13 protein-coding genes are annotated in these 13814 nt (G+C 46.4%); 5 read left to right on the top strand and 8 right to left on the bottom strand.

What is annotated here, in order from left to right:
- Positions 1 to 141: 141 nt before the first annotated feature.
- From AC5ELV_RS14725 to AC5ELV_RS14710, 4 genes are all read right to left on the bottom strand, one after another.
- Positions 142 to 1308: an ABC transporter permease gene (locus AC5ELV_RS14725; protein WP_493430780.1), complete on the bottom strand. Its 1167-nt coding sequence runs from the start codon at positions 1306 to 1308 to the stop codon at positions 142 to 144.
- Positions 1305 to 2642 (bottom strand): HlyD family secretion protein, encoded by a 1338-nt coding sequence (locus tag AC5ELV_RS14720; protein WP_342418824.1) that lies wholly within the window; start codon positions 2640 to 2642, stop codon positions 1305 to 1307. The genes AC5ELV_RS14725 and AC5ELV_RS14720 overlap by 4 nt, the downstream gene beginning before the upstream one ends.
- 114 nt (positions 2643 to 2756) lie before the next feature.
- On the bottom strand, positions 2757 to 3263 hold the full coding sequence (locus AC5ELV_RS14715; protein WP_493430779.1) for a MarR family winged helix-turn-helix transcriptional regulator: 507 nt from the start codon (positions 3261 to 3263) through the stop codon (positions 2757 to 2759).
- Positions 3264 to 3396: 133 nt separating this feature from the next.
- Positions 3397 to 4587 (bottom strand): NAD(P)/FAD-dependent oxidoreductase, encoded by a 1191-nt coding sequence (locus AC5ELV_RS14710; RefSeq protein ID WP_493430778.1) that lies wholly within the window; start codon positions 4585 to 4587, stop codon positions 3397 to 3399.
- Positions 4588 to 4818: 231 nt separating this feature from the next.
- Between AC5ELV_RS14710 and AC5ELV_RS14705 the strand changes: the two genes are divergently transcribed.
- On the top strand, positions 4819 to 5823 hold the full coding sequence (locus AC5ELV_RS14705; RefSeq protein WP_029518240.1) for an NAD(P)/FAD-dependent oxidoreductase: 1005 nt from the start codon (positions 4819 to 4821) through the stop codon (positions 5821 to 5823).
- A gap of 160 nt (positions 5824 to 5983) precedes the next feature.
- Here AC5ELV_RS14705 and AC5ELV_RS14700 read toward each other — a convergent pair whose 3' ends face one another.
- Entirely contained in the window at positions 5984 to 6127 is a 144-nt protein-coding gene (locus tag AC5ELV_RS14700) for a sporulation histidine kinase inhibitor Sda (protein WP_023990158.1), read from the bottom strand.
- A 282-nt stretch (positions 6128 to 6409) separates the two neighbouring features.
- Positions 6410 to 7066 carry a YheC/YheD family protein gene (locus AC5ELV_RS14695; RefSeq protein WP_493430777.1) on the bottom strand — a complete coding sequence of 219 codons (657 nt, stop codon included), beginning with the start codon at positions 7064 to 7066 and terminating at the stop codon, positions 6410 to 6412.
- A 217-nt stretch (positions 7067 to 7283) separates the two neighbouring features.
- Here AC5ELV_RS14695 and AC5ELV_RS14690 point away from each other — a divergent pair, with 217 nt between their 5' ends.
- Positions 7284 to 8819 (top strand): Ppx/GppA phosphatase family protein, encoded by a 1536-nt coding sequence (locus tag AC5ELV_RS14690; protein ID WP_493430776.1) that lies wholly within the window; start codon positions 7284 to 7286, stop codon positions 8817 to 8819.
- Here AC5ELV_RS14690 and ppk1 read toward each other — a convergent pair.
- Positions 8779 to 10887: a polyphosphate kinase 1 gene (gene ppk1, locus AC5ELV_RS14685; RefSeq protein WP_493430775.1), complete on the bottom strand. Its 2109-nt coding sequence runs from the start codon at positions 10885 to 10887 to the stop codon at positions 8779 to 8781. The two genes, AC5ELV_RS14690 and ppk1, sit on opposite strands and share 41 nt — an antisense overlap.
- 306 nt (positions 10888 to 11193) lie before the next feature.
- On the opposite strand from ppk1, the gene AC5ELV_RS14680 reads away from it, so the two are divergent.
- The 3 genes from AC5ELV_RS14680 (at position 11194) to AC5ELV_RS14670 (ending at position 13160) form a co-directional block, all read left to right on the top strand.
- Positions 11194 to 11439: a hypothetical protein gene (locus tag AC5ELV_RS14680; RefSeq protein WP_007431922.1), complete on the top strand. Its 246-nt coding sequence runs from the start codon at positions 11194 to 11196 to the stop codon at positions 11437 to 11439.
- A gap of 200 nt (positions 11440 to 11639) precedes the next feature.
- A complete protein-coding gene (locus tag AC5ELV_RS14675) occupies positions 11640 to 12302 on the top strand; it encodes a futalosine hydrolase (RefSeq protein ID WP_493430774.1) in 663 nt (220 codons plus the stop codon).
- Positions 12303 to 13160 carry a 1,4-dihydroxy-6-naphtoate synthase gene (locus AC5ELV_RS14670; RefSeq protein ID WP_493430773.1) on the top strand — a complete coding sequence of 286 codons (858 nt, stop codon included), beginning with the start codon at positions 12303 to 12305 and terminating at the stop codon, positions 13158 to 13160. It abuts the gene before it with no gap.
- A gap of 157 nt (positions 13161 to 13317) precedes the next feature.
- On the opposite strand, the gene AC5ELV_RS14665 is transcribed toward AC5ELV_RS14670, so the two are convergent.
- Positions 13318 to 13638, bottom strand: coding sequence for a hypothetical protein (locus AC5ELV_RS14665; protein WP_023990165.1), 321 nt, complete (start codon positions 13636 to 13638; stop codon positions 13318 to 13320).
- Between the last annotated feature and the right edge of the window lie 176 nt (positions 13639 to 13814).

The following is a 13814-nucleotide window of genomic DNA, read 5'->3' as shown; positions in this document are numbered from 1 at the left end:
CGAACTCCCACTTTCGGGACGACGGAATCCTTTTTTATAAGACCTAGAGCTATAATAGAAGAGAAAAGGCCCCTCACGGGTGCCTGATTAAATCGTATTCTTTATGATTGCCAGGTCATAACCAAGGAATGATATCTCCGGTTATTGCAGCACAGGCTCGACCCCTACGGATGTATCCTCACTTTTCGCCAGCTTTCTTTTCTCCAAAGCGATCAGGATAAAGATAAGAAGCAGCAAACCACTTAGTAAGACCAAAAAGCCTCCCAACTCGGGAATAAAATATTTTAAGCTCCCACCTTTGAAGCCCATCCCTCTCAAAAACTTGAAATGCCAGGTCAATGGAAGAATATTACTAATATATTGCAGCGATGTAGGCAGCATAGCTACTGGCAATTGAGCGCCGCTCAGTAAAAAAGAAGGCAGTATAATTAGCATGAGGCGTGGAGAAGCTTTTCCCGGATTCGCCGCATTCCACCCCAAAGCCATCGCAAACAAACTCAACGTAATCGTGTACAAGAGAAATGGAATACTGAGCTGCCATACATTCGCTTCAAAGCGTAGTCCCCCAATTTGCTTAAGTAAACCAATGGACAGGTAAAAGGACACACATCCTACTAACGCATACGGCAACACCCTAAGAATCAAACCATAAGAATGCTGAAGCTCCTCTTTTAATCTTCCTTGCTCCCGCAATCGCGGGACAATTGTCAGTACAGTAACACCAATCAGTGAAATCATGACCGTATTAATGAACCCCATAACCGAGGTCATCAAAGTAGCATTGGTAGGATTATATAACAGGCGCTGCTGAAGCAGCATATTGGAAGTAAGCCCTGTAACCTGGCTGTCACTCATTCCCATACCCTTTAATCCACTACCAGCCAGCATCGCATTTTCCGTTGCCATGATCTCTGTGACTGCCGAGCGTAGATTTCCAGTAGCCTGACCTACCGTATTATCTACATAAAAACCGATATTGCTCTGAACTCCTTTAATCCTATTTTCCTCCAACCCAGCTGGAAGGTAAATCACCGCAAAAAACTTTTCATTATATAAAAGTAAATTCGGATCGGCTTCATTCTCTTGCACATGGCGTACATCAATATACTGCGATGCATCCAATTTATTAATAAGCTGTCGGCTATAACTGCTATGATCTAAATCGACTACAGCTACAGAGGCATCGTTAAGCTGATTATTTTTAAAAACAAATCCAAAGGCTACAGCTACTACGATAGGAACGAGCAGCATGATAAAAACCATCTTACCGCTGATCATCAGCTTCCATTCTTCTATAAACGCCTTCATTTCGTCACAACCTCTACCGTCATTCCAGGTAATAATTCAGATGTTCGCTGAACATCCACCCGCACTTGGAAGGAGCTTATATCCGACAGACCTTTGTCCCGACTCATTCTCATGTTGGTATACTGAGGGGCAGAAGTAATGTACCTCACCTTGCCTTGGACATCTTTATCTAAAGCTACAACGTGCGAAGTCACATTTCCCCCAGCTTTAAACTGTGATATGGAATCCTCGCCCACATAAATATCGTAGTATAGCTGATTGGTTTCAATAACGGCGCCCGTTGCCCCCGTAGAAACGATCTCTCCCATTTTAGGTACAATACGCGACACCTTACCATCTGTGGATGCCTTCAGCACCATACGTCCACGCTGCAATTCCAAAGTTTTGAGTTGAACACTCAATGCCTGCTTTTGTTGAGCCAGAAGATCCACATTGTATTCGCTATTCTTAACATCTTTTCGTGTTTGCGAGGTTTGAGTCAAGGCTTCCTTGGCCTTTTCTGTTTTGATACGAGCCTGCTGGCGTTCCTCAGCAGTTGCACCCGCCTCCATTTTATCCAAAGCGGTTTGCTGCTGAGCGATCCCATTTTTAGCAATGTCCGATTGTTTGCTAGCCGCTGTAATCTGGTTATTGGCAATTTCAACCTGATCCTTAGCTGTATCTAACGCGATTTGGGCATTATCCAGTTGGTTTTTAGCGTTATCCAGTTCTGCTTTGGTTCCAGCTCCGGCATCATATAACGCTTTGATACGGTTGTAATTCACTTTAGCCAAGTCCAGAGCCTGTTGTCTGGATGATACTGTTTTTTGTGCGATTTCCGCATTTCTTTTGGCTGTCTCTACTCCTGTCAGAGCTGCGTCCAACGATTGCTGTGCTGCTTCAATAGCCAGCTTTTGTCTTACAATATCCTCCGCACGTGTGCCTTGGTTTAATAAGGACTCTCCCGCTTGCGCGGCTTGAATGTCCAATTGCCCCTGTTTTTCTGAATTCGAAATTTTCTCCGACTGATTTTGCAACCCGTCTTTAGCCTGTTTTATTTTCACATCAGCCTGTGCGATATCCGTTTTTAATTTCTCAATTTGCAAATCAAGGTCTACAGGATCGAGGGTCATGAGCACATCCCCTTTTTTCACCTGTTGTTCTTCCTTCACCTCAATCGTGTTTACTCTTCCCCCTACGCCCTGAAAAGCAACATTCACGGTATCTGCCGTAAGCAGTGTATTTTTTTGTTGGGCTGCCATACTCACAGCATCCTTGCCGCTCATTGCCATTAGCGTACCCCCGGTACCTAACGCGACAACAAGTAGCACGTACACAATGATCTTTTTATTCATTGCAACAAACTCTCCTTCATGATGATTTAGCCAATGATCGTTAAAAAATAATAGTCAAAAACAAATAAGGAGCCTGATAGTACGACGTCTAACTATTTAAGCCGGGAAATTTGATTATTCCCGTTTTATCCGTTCAATTCCTGAGGAAAGCTTATTTAATAACGTAGCAAATAGAATATGATCTTCCTTTGTAAATTCATTCATTAAATCCGAAAAAAGCTGGATGAACATCGGAACTTTTTCCGTCATTAATTGTTTTCCTTCATCAGTCAAAGAGATCGCGGTCATACGTCGATCCGTCAGCGTACTTCTTCGGATGATGCCGTCCCGTTCCAGCTTATCAATTACGCTGGTTACTGTTGAACGAGTAACCCCTGAATATTCAGCCAGCTCTGATGGAGTCAATGCACGTTCATGTAAAAACAATGGCATTAAAATTTTCAGGTTGCCTACAGATAGCCCATATTCCGAGAGTCTGGAAGACACTCCATTGTACACTTCATGTGCTGCCTGCACGAAAAGTACCCACGTATTCAACGATTGGGAGTCCACATTTGGAAACTTTTCAGTCAGTAAATTTATTCTCCTGGGATCGGCATTGATTTTAAAATCAGAATTCAATGTGAAGCTCCCCCTCTGTAATTAGTAATCATACTATACGTCGTCGAATAGTTATGAGTCAATATCTTTTTTTGTTCATTGAAATAAAAAAGGTCTCCAGCTCCTTTTTAGGAGTCATGGAAACCTTTTTGCCTTAGAAAAACCGTCCCTTTTTCAGTACCAGTGGAATTCCGCCAATGATGAACAGATAGCGGAGATCCACAATTTTTTTCAATTGTGCGGCCACCCAGCCTTTTATTTTGCGTTTGCCCACCACGGCGACGGCTTCGCCTTTTCCAAGAGAAGCAACCGTCCCTTTGTTGGAAAACACGAACTTGTGTAGCTCCTTTTTGCGAAGAGTAGCGGCTAGATTCTTGGCACAAAGCACCCCTTGCTGCATCGCAATTTGAGCTGTCGGTGGGTAGGGACGTCCTTCGGGATTAAACATCAGGGAGCTGTCTCCGATAATGAAAATGTCATCATGTTCCGGTGCACGCAGAAAATCGTCAATTTTCACCCTACCACGCATCACTTCAAATCCGGCTTTCTCGATTAATCCGTTCCCACGGATTCCTCCCGTCCAAACCACCGTGTAGGCTTCGATTTTCTCATCCTCACCGACGATTACGCCATCCTGCAGGCATTCCTTAATCGGAATACCGATACGGAAGTTAACCCCCTTGCGCTTAAGCACATCCATTGCATATTCCACCAGCTCAGGATCAAACCCCGGCAACGCTGTAGGAGCCGCCTCGACGTTAATGATTTGAATCCGGTTAAAATCGATGTCATAAGCTTTAGCCAGCTGTGGCAGGCGATCCGCCAGCTCTGCAACAAACTCGATGCCACTGAAACCAGCGCCGCCTACGACAAAGTTTAGCCGGCCAGGTTTACCGTCATTTTTGTACAGAGCCAACTGGTATTCAATATGCTCACGAATCAGGCGAACGGAGTTAATACTGCGAATCGTCAGCGCGAACTTATCCATTCCCGGAATACCGAATGTTTCTGGCTCCCCGCCTAGTCCGATAACCAAATAATCGTAGGACAGCGAGCCATCCTCCAGCACGATTTTTTTCTCCTTTGGTATGATTTCCTTAACCGTTCCTTTGACTAAATCCACCTTGAACTCATCAATTAGCTGCGCAATCGGAACCCTTGAATGCTCAATCGTATCCGTACCTGCCGCAGGCATATGAAGATGTGTCGTAATATAGTGGTAATCATGACGGTTGATCAGCGTGACATCCGCCTCATTGTGCTTGAGCTCCTTTTGCAATTGCTGAGCCGTCAATATACCACCATATCCGGCGCCCACAATGACAATTTTGGGAATACTGCTCATGCTTCTACCCCTTCCGATATACATAATTATTCAAAGCTGTTCTCTCAAAACGGTTAATTTACACTCACAAAAAAGTCTTCATTAAATATTAATAGCTTTAACTTTGCAAGCGGAACCTGGCAGTTTATAATGATAAACAGTGAATCATGCGTTCGGCGGCTATCTGAACCTCTATGCGGCTGATTCAATATTTACAAATCCCATACTATCCCTTTCGGAGGTGTTTTTAGAGTGACAACTCAATCCACAGGTGCGGAGATCCGCGATCTGATCATTATTGGAGGCGGTCCAGCCGGTATTTTCGCCGCTTTTTACGGAGGAATGCGTCAGGCATCCGTCACCTTAATTGAAAGTATGCCCCAACTGGGCGGCCAGCTTGCAGCCCTTTATCCTGAAAAATATATTTATGACGTTGCTGGCTTTCCTAAAGTGACTGCACAGGAGCTGGTCAATAATTTGGTTCAACAAATGAACCACTTCAATCCAGAGGTGCAGCTAGAAGAGAAAGTCGTATCGTTAGAGAAAAAGGAAGAACGCCACTTCATCGTAAAAACAGACAAAGGTGGCGAGTATCATGGTAAAGCGGTTATTATTACCGCTGGCGTGGGCGCTTTCGAGCCGCGCAGACTGGAACTTCCAGGTGCAGAACGTTTTGAAAAAACCAACCTGCATTACTTTGTCAGCGACCTGAGCAAATTTGCAGGCCGAAAAGTGCTAATCAGCGGTGGTGGTGACTCTGCTGTAGACTGGGCACTCATGCTGGAACCGATTGCAGAACAGGTTACATTGATTCACCGCCGTGACAAATTCCGTGCGCATGAACACAGTGTCGAAAACCTCCTCGCTTCCAAAGTAAACGTTATTACACCAACGGAAATTACAGAATTGCATGGAGAAGACACGATTACGAAAGTCACTCTTGCTCATGTAAAAACCAAAGAAACACAGGAAATCGAAGTGGACGATGTGATCGTTAACTTTGGATTTGTATCCACACTTGGCCCGATTGCTGAATGGGGAATTGAAATCGAAAGTAACTCTATCGTGGTCGATTCTCGCCAGGAAACTAATATTCCCGGCATTTTCGCCGCTGGAGACATTACGACCTATCCAGGCAAGCTCAAGCTGATTGCTGTTGGCTTTGGTGAAGCCCCTACGGCAGTCAACAACGCCAAGGTCTATGTTGATCCAGACGCCAAGTTGTCACCCGGCCACAGCAGTAACATGAAATTGTAGTCTAGTTTAGACTATGACAAAAAAGGGTATTTTACTCCAAATTTGAATCTTTGGAGTGAAATACCCTTTTTTACGGTGTGCCTATTCGTTGCAGTGATTGTCCGTAAAGTCATCCGAACCCTGAATGACTTCACAGTCGCAGTACGAGAGCTTGTCCGGTCTAATGAAGGACTACGGCTGTATTCATCTCTAACTTTCTTTTGTGAATCTCAGCCAGCAACAGTGCAATGAAGTCACATTCAAGTTTAAGCTCGATTGCCATCTGATAGGAATCCAAAAGCATTTCATCCGTCAGCATAGCCATCCTCGACACAACCTTTCCTTTTATTTCAAAATCTATTCTATCAAAATACCAAAATCGGAACAAGCGTTCTGTTATCCACAGTCAATTGTGGAAATCCTGTGTATAAATTGTTGGTAAGTGTCGTTAACCCATATATGTGACAGGGGATAATGTGGACAATATTTATACACAGAATTTTTACGCTTGAACACAAAAAAAATATTTTTATTATTTATATAAATATATTATATTTAGCCTCTTCTTAATAGTTTATATTGGAATTTTTTTAAAGAAATCAGAAATTTATTGAGGTCTTGTATTAACCTCTAAAATCCATACCCTTCCACTCTGATCAAGCCCGTAATCAAATCCCAGTTGTCCGATCCCAGGAAATCTTCTTTCCAGTACAGGAATACAGCGCTGTGTAAGTTGAATGATTTCTCGCCGCTTTTGAATAGCAAGCCGCCGGGGATATATCATCCGAAGCGCCTCTGTTCCCTTCAGCAAAGTTCCCCCTTTGCACAGATTTGTAATGACCAGTCCGGGACGAGCATGACGTGCAACCACCGCACGAAAATCCCATCTCTGCCCTTCCTTCACGACTTTGACTCGATAGTCGACAGGTCTACCTTGAATACTTGCCAGTTGAATGCCTTGTTGAATAAGATATGGACGTTGGACTCGAAGCTTATTGATTCCGATTGCGAGCGCTCTAAAATGACTGAACCGGTGCGTGTGCTCCATACGCGTACAGGTGTATCCACTCCGCTCCTTTGCCACACGCAAGACTCCGATTCCTCCGCCTCCTTTCACAGGTTTTATAAATACAAAAGCATGCCGCCGCAGCATCATGCGCAATTGATCTTCACTATATAGACAGGTTTCCGGTATATAAACGGCGGTATGTGGATGGTGGAGCAGCGCCTTCGTCTTTAGCCATTTGCTTGCAAGTTGTCTCATCTAACCCTCTCCTTTCGCCGTCAGGTATACTTATACATACTCAACAGGAATGTTCTATTCTTGGATGATTGTCCGCGGCATGTGTCTATTTCGACAAGATCATGGCGAACGGTAGCATGCACCGAATATCACTGGTACAATGACAATAATCTACTACCATTTGCACGGAGCAGCGGAAATTACCGGCAAATTGTTTTTTCAACAAGGAGGTCAACTCATGAATAGCAAAATTGGCATCATGGACATTGGCTCAAACTCCATACGTCTGGTGATTTATGAAATGACAGAGACAGGAGCCTATCGAATTGTGCAGGAATGCAAAGAAGCTGCCCGACTAAGCGAAAAGGTTGGGGCCAACGGCCGTATGGAACGGGAGGCGATTCGAAGCATCGCTCCATTGCTGCGCCAATTTATGGCGGTATGCCATATGCACGGGGTTGTCCGTATGCGTGCGGCAGCAACAGCAGCCATCCGCAATGCCACGAATTCGGACGAAATCGTCCAATGGATCGCGGAGGAGACAAATTTAACACTGGAAATACTGAGCGGAGAACAAGAAGGCTATGCCGGTTTTCTGGGCGTAGTGAACACTATGAATGTGAGTGACGGAATCATTATTGACATCGGGGGTGGTAGTACCGAAATTACGCTGTTCCGCGATCGAAAGCGACTGCATACGGTGTCATTTCCCTTTGGCGCCGTTAATATGAATTGGCGCTTTGGACGTGAGGTCAAGAATGGCGAATGGTCTCCTCAGCAGATTGAGGAAATGGAGAGCTTTGTCCGTTCTTCACTGCAAAATCATGATTGGATCTTTTCCAATCCGGGTCTACCATTCATCGGACTAGGTGGGACGCTGCGTACTTTGGCTAAAATCAATCAGAAGCGGCAGGATTACTCACTTCCTGTGACGCACCATTACGAAATGACGACAGAAGATGTCGATTACTTCTATGGCAGTCTGCCCCATCTTCCCTATGAAAAACGCAAAAAAACAGCCGGCCTGTCCAAGGACAGAGCCGACATCATTGTACCGGGTCTTATTATATTGAAAACGATATTTGAAGCTGCTCAAGGCTCCGCGTATTTGGTCAGTGGAGCGGGTCTGCGAGACGGTCTATTTCATGAGCTGGTCAACGCTGAACAGCCCGTGGTAGCTAGTCCGCTTGTCACATCCATTCGCAATATCCTTTCGTTTGCTGTCCCGGTTAGCGAAGCGCATGTCAAGCGGGTTAACGAGTACGCCGTCCGGCTCTATGACACATTAGCTAGCGGAACCTCAGCTGCTATGGACAAACGCTTGTTACTGACCGCAGCAACTCTTTACAAAACGGGGGCTGCCTTGAATTACTATCATTTCCGCCAGAATTCCGTGTTCTGGATTTTACATGCAGGCATTGGCGGTCTATCCCATAGGGAAACGGTGCTAGCCGCGTTAATCGCGGATTACCATCCCAAGAACCGGACCCCCCGTTTGCTACGCACACATGCGGATATTTTGGAGCCTTCCGACGAGGAACGTGTACATCGGCTCGGCTCGCTGCTCCAGCTCGCGATTGGCATGGATCGGAGTGAGTCTGGAATGATTACCAGCATCAATCCCACTACAGGGGATGACGCACTGCATCTTCGTCTGGAAAGCAAGAATGAACCCATATTAGAACAACGGGAGCTAGAAGCCGTTGCCAAGGATTTCCAAAAGTCGTGGAACCTTACATTGTCGTGGTCCATTCTACCTTCTTCCAATTTCTAACCTTCATCGCTTCAGATTGGCTCCTGATGGGAGCCTCTTTGTCATTTCTGGACACAAATTGATAGCTGCCGTTAGGCAAAAGCTGGCGCGCCTTCACATTATCCCTTAACGATAAATGCAGAATATCTGCCAGCATTTCTTTGATCCCGTCATCATAAATCGGGCACATCAGTTCAATTCGGCGAGTCAAATTACGCGTCATCCAATCCGCACTGGATAGAAACAACTCGGATTTCCCTCCATTTTCAAAATAAAACAGTCTGGAATGCTCCAGGAAGCGGTCTACAATACTGATGACACGTATGTTCTCGCTGAATCCTTCCACACCGGGGCGCAAACAGCAGACCCCTCTAATAATAAGATCAATCTTCACACCTGCCTGGGAAGCCGCATATAGTTCATCGATCATCTCCTGACTGGATAAGGAGTTGATCTTGGCAATAATCCGGGCGGGCTTACCTGCCAATGCCTGCTCTGCTTCCCTACGGATGAGTTCAAACAGCTTGTTCTTCATTCCCGTTGGAGCCACCGTAAAAGCTTGCAAAGTCTTGAGCGCAGAGAATCCCGTGATCTCATTAAACAATTCGGAGGCATCCTCGCCAAGTACCGGATCTGACGTAAACAATCCGATATCCGTATACACGCGCGCCGTGCTTTCATTATAATTGCCTGTGCCTACATGCACATATCGTTTGAGCGCGTTGCGCTCATGACGTATGACAAGAATGATTTTGGCGTGCGTCTTCAAGCCAACCAACCCATACACTACGTGACAGCCTGCTTTTTCAAGCGTACGCGCCCAGGCAATATTACGTTCCTCGTCAAAACGAGCTTTCAGCTCTACCACCACCGTTACCTGCTTGCCCGATTCGGCCGCACGTGCCAGTGCCGGAATCAGCTTCGATTCCCCGTTGACACGGTACAGGGTCATTTTGATTGCCATCACATCTGGGTCTTCTGATGCCTCAATGATAAAATCAGTTACCGCATCGAATGATTCATATGGATGATACACGAGCACGTCCCGTTTACGAAGTACGTTGAAAATATCCTCTTGTGGAGGCAGCTCTTCCGGATACAATGGTTTGATTGCCGGAAATTTCAAATGCGAATACCCTTCCAAATGATCGGCAAATGACGACAAAAACGTCAGATCGAGCGGCCCGTCCATCTCAAACACATGATCGAACAGCTTGAATTCGCGTTGAAGCTCCATCAGGGCATAGGGATGAATCCCTTTTTCTACTTCCAGTCTTACCGGCGCCCCCCGTCGTCTTCGACGCAGCTCTTTTTCAATCTCTTCGAGCAAATCCTCGATTTCTTCTTCATTAATGGACAAATCGGAGTTACGCGTAACACGAAAGGCATGAACCGCCTCCGGAACATATCCGGTGAACAGTGTTTGGATGTGATGCTTGATCAGTTCCTCAATTAAAATAAATGATTTCTTCTTGCTATTGGAACGTAACGGCACCGTAACCACACGTGGAATATTCGAAGGCACCTGCACAATGGCAAAAAGTGGTTTATCCTCCTCCGTATCCCCCGGGCGTCTCAAAACGACCGCTAAATATACGTATTTATTGTGAACGAGTGGAAAAGGACGGCTCTGATCGACCGCCATCGGCGTGAGCACCGGAAATATAATTTCATGAAAATATGCATCCAGCGACTTGCGCTGTGTCGTATTCAAGTCTTCATATTCGAGCAGTAAAAGACCTTTTTTCGTCAAGAGGCGAGAAATATCACGATAGGTCCGGTATTGTTCCGATACCATCGAGACAGTACGCTTGATCAGGCGTTTGTATAAACCTGAGGGGGTATATCCCGTAAAATCCTTTTGCATAAAACCCGCCTTGATCTTCTCACGCGTCTCTGCAACACGAACAGCCATAAACTCATCCAAATTGCTAGATACAATCGCCAAAAATTTGGCTCTCTCCAGCAACGGTGTATCTGCATCCTGAGCTTCCTGAAGCACACGGCGATTAAATTCAATCCAGCTTAAATCTCGGTTAAAGTAACGTTCTGACCCTGCTTTATCCTTATTCTGACTCTCTATCAACATATGGCCTCCATCAATTCATGCAGTATAGTTACCCTTTATTGTACTATTAGATGAAACGCACTAGCATCACAGCAGTGTAAACGCAATGTAAAATGTGTGTAAACACAAACTGGATGTTGAAAAGGTCAATCGGACGCTTTACAAAAATAGCATTAAGCGGTACAGTGTTTACGTCTGTTTCATAGAGTAGATTGACGAACCGTTCCTTTTTCAGTTGTTTTTGTTCATTATGATGTGTAGTAACCACTTAGAAGCCACGTTCAATTGCTGATTTTCAAATGGCATGATATAGGGAGGATTTACGTTATGGAACCCAAGAAAACGCCACGCGTACTGCAAAAAAACATCGAATTTTTCACCGCGGCGCTGTCTCAACACCTCGTTTCGGTCTGGCAAGAGGACCCTACAGGTGTATATTGTGAGATTGGCTGTGGATATATCGAGTTATTCAGTAGCGAGATGATTCGGGTGCGCAATCAAGATGGAACCCCAAGCCATTATGACCGCAATATTACCATGTTTCAGCTAATCACAAAGGATCAGCCGATATAATTATTATATGCTATGCCTGTGCTGTTCTTCCAGATTAGAATTGCTTTATGTTTACAACTACCGATTTCCATATCTGCTGAATCTTGCAGTTTTTCCAAAAAGCGCCTCAGAGCGCTTTTTTTGTCGACTTTTTTGAACATCGATTCGAAAAGCAGTATGATAAGGGAGCATATTACCTAAATTTAAAGGGGAATCAACCGATGGAGCATACAATATCAGATGGTCGCATCCTGGTTATGACCGCGGTTGAAGGCGAACGGGAAGCTGTACTGCGGGGCCTGAAAGGCGACACCCGTTTTGTGGTCGAGCTAGCTGGCGTGGGCGCACCGTCCGCGGCGGCTTCAACCGCGCTAGCACTGGCGGCGGCTGGTGACTACCGTCTGGTCATCAGCGCCGGAATTGGTGGCGGCTTCGTGGAGGTCGCTGCATTGGAGAGCGTCGTTGTTGCTGACGCGATCATTGCCGCCGACCTGGGGGCAGAGACGGCAGAGGGCTTCAGCAGCGTGGACGAGCTGGGTTTCGGCTCAAGCCAAATTGCCGTCAATGTTGCCACCGCGCAGCGATTCGTTCAGGCGTTGCGTGCCGCTGGACAGACGGCTGTCGCGGGGCCGATCCTGACCGTCTCCACGGCCACCGGTACGGCGGCAACAGCGGAACGGCTGGCCAAGCGCGTTCCCGGAGCTGCTGCCGAAGCTATGGAAGGCTACGGCGTAGCCGTGGCGGCAAATAGGCTGGAACTGCCTACGATGGAAATCCGCACAATTTCCAATGCTGTCGGTCCACGTAACCGTGCAGCCTGGCGGATCAAAGAGGCTTTGCAAGCGTTGGAAGCCGCATTTTCTACATTAACGGAGGTTATATAGATGCAAATTGCTTTTTCACCTTGTCCCAACGACACTTTTGTCTTCCATGCCCTGGCGCATGGATTGATTCCGGGCGCACCCGCGCTGGACATTACATTTGCCGATATCGACATCACCAACAATCTGGCGGTCACACCAGACGGACTGGATATCATGAAAATTTCGTATGCCGCACTCCCTTGGGTGCTGGATGAATATGCCCTGCTGCCTTGCGGGGGCGCACTGGGCCGAGGTTGTGGGCCGCTCGTGCTGACCAAGGAAGGTTCCACTGTCGATGGCCCGGAAGCCCTGTCCGGCAAGCGTGTAGCTGTTCCGAGTGAACGTTCCACCGCCTATCTGCTGTTTCGCCTATGGGCAGCCAAGCATGTGCCGGGGGGTGTCGGCGAGATCGTCGTGATGCCGTTCGACCAAATCATGCCTGCTGTCCGTGACGGGCAGATGGATGCCGGACTGGTTATTCATGAAGCACGGTTCACGTATCCGTCCTACGGACTTAGTAAGCAAGTCGATCTGGGGAACTGGTGGGAAGAAGATACAGGGCTCCCAATCCCGCTCGGAGCCATTATTGCCCGTCGTACGCTGGATCTGGATGCGATCACAAACTGGATACGCGCCTCTGTCGAATACGCTTGGAAGCATCCAGAAGCTTCGCGTGAATATGTATTGTCTCATGCGCAGGAGCTTTCACCCGATGTCGCCCAATCGCATATCGACCTGTATGTTAACGATTTTACCGCCAATCTGGGCGACAGCGGATATGCCGCCATCGAAGCTTTGCTCGGTCGCGCCGCGCAGGAAGGGCTGGTACCTTCGTTTGATTTAGCCCAACTGCGCCCTACTTCCACAACAACACGTTAAAAGGGACAGACATGCCATGCATGTTTTCCTGCTGAATAGAGCAGTTTAAACATATAAAACCTCCCGAACGAGCACAGGGCCTAGCCATGCGCCCCATTCGGGAGGTTTTATCATTTCATATGGCGAATCCTCATTCGGACTCGCTTGATCCTTATTCTTAGTTCTGTTCCTGCTCCACAACCTCGGTCTTAAATACGTTATCCAATTTGGTACCCAATCTTTTGACCAGCGGCACCTTGATATCCCGGCTCAGCTCCTTGAAAAAAGCGTCCATGTCACAATTAATCTTATCCAACACGACCTTCACGGTACCCTCTTCCAAGATCTGCTCATTCAGATCCTCCGGTACGGTAACCGAGATATCATACTTCTTGCTTAACGTTTTAATGTAGCGGGTAAAGATTTCGATAAGCTCCTCATTGTTGAACTTTTCAACTGCAACTTGCCCTTTGTTAGTAAATTTCAAATTCACTCTCACGTTAGCATTTCCCCTTTTCCTTTTGACCATTTATTTTGGATAAACGTTGAACCTTTCAGAGGCTCTTCAAAGAAAGGGCCTTACCGGTCGTTTTAGACTCTTGTCCTTTGATATACTAAGTATAACACATTAAGGCCGTTTTCATTTCCCAACTTGTCGTTTTATGATAAAAAATG

This window comes from Paenibacillus sp. NMA1017, assembly GCF_058895805.1.
Note: the sequence above shows the minus strand (reverse complement) of the source record. Positions and strands in the feature narration are given on the sequence as shown.

Excerpts from the sequence above, each read along its gene's own strand:
- AC5ELV_RS14725 (WP_493430780.1), bottom strand. The coding sequence starts at position 1,308 with ATGAAGGCGTTTATAGAAGAATGGAAGCTGATGATCAGCGGTAAGATG.
- AC5ELV_RS14720 (WP_342418824.1), bottom strand. The coding sequence starts at position 2,642 with ATGAATAAAAAGATCATTGTGTACGTGCTACTTGTTGTCGCGTTAGGT.
- AC5ELV_RS14710 (WP_493430778.1), bottom strand. The coding sequence starts at position 4,587 with ATGAGCAGTATTCCCAAAATTGTCATTGTGGGCGCCGGATATGGTGGT.
- AC5ELV_RS14700 (WP_023990158.1), bottom strand. The coding sequence starts at position 6,127 with ATGGCTATGCTGACGGATGAAATGCTTTTGGATTCCTATCAGATGGCA.
- AC5ELV_RS14695 (WP_493430777.1), bottom strand. The coding sequence starts at position 7,066 with ATGAGACAACTTGCAAGCAAATGGCTAAAGACGAAGGCGCTGCTCCAC.
- AC5ELV_RS14690 (WP_493430776.1), top strand. The coding sequence starts at position 7,284 with ATGAATAGCAAAATTGGCATCATGGACATTGGCTCAAACTCCATACGT.
- ppk1 (WP_493430775.1), bottom strand. The coding sequence starts at position 10,887 with ATGTTGATAGAGAGTCAGAATAAGGATAAAGCAGGGTCAGAACGTTAC.
- AC5ELV_RS14680 (WP_007431922.1), top strand. The coding sequence starts at position 11,194 with ATGGAACCCAAGAAAACGCCACGCGTACTGCAAAAAAACATCGAATTT.
- AC5ELV_RS14675 (WP_493430774.1), top strand. The coding sequence starts at position 11,640 with ATGGAGCATACAATATCAGATGGTCGCATCCTGGTTATGACCGCGGTT.
- AC5ELV_RS14670 (WP_493430773.1), top strand. The coding sequence starts at position 12,303 with ATGCAAATTGCTTTTTCACCTTGTCCCAACGACACTTTTGTCTTCCAT.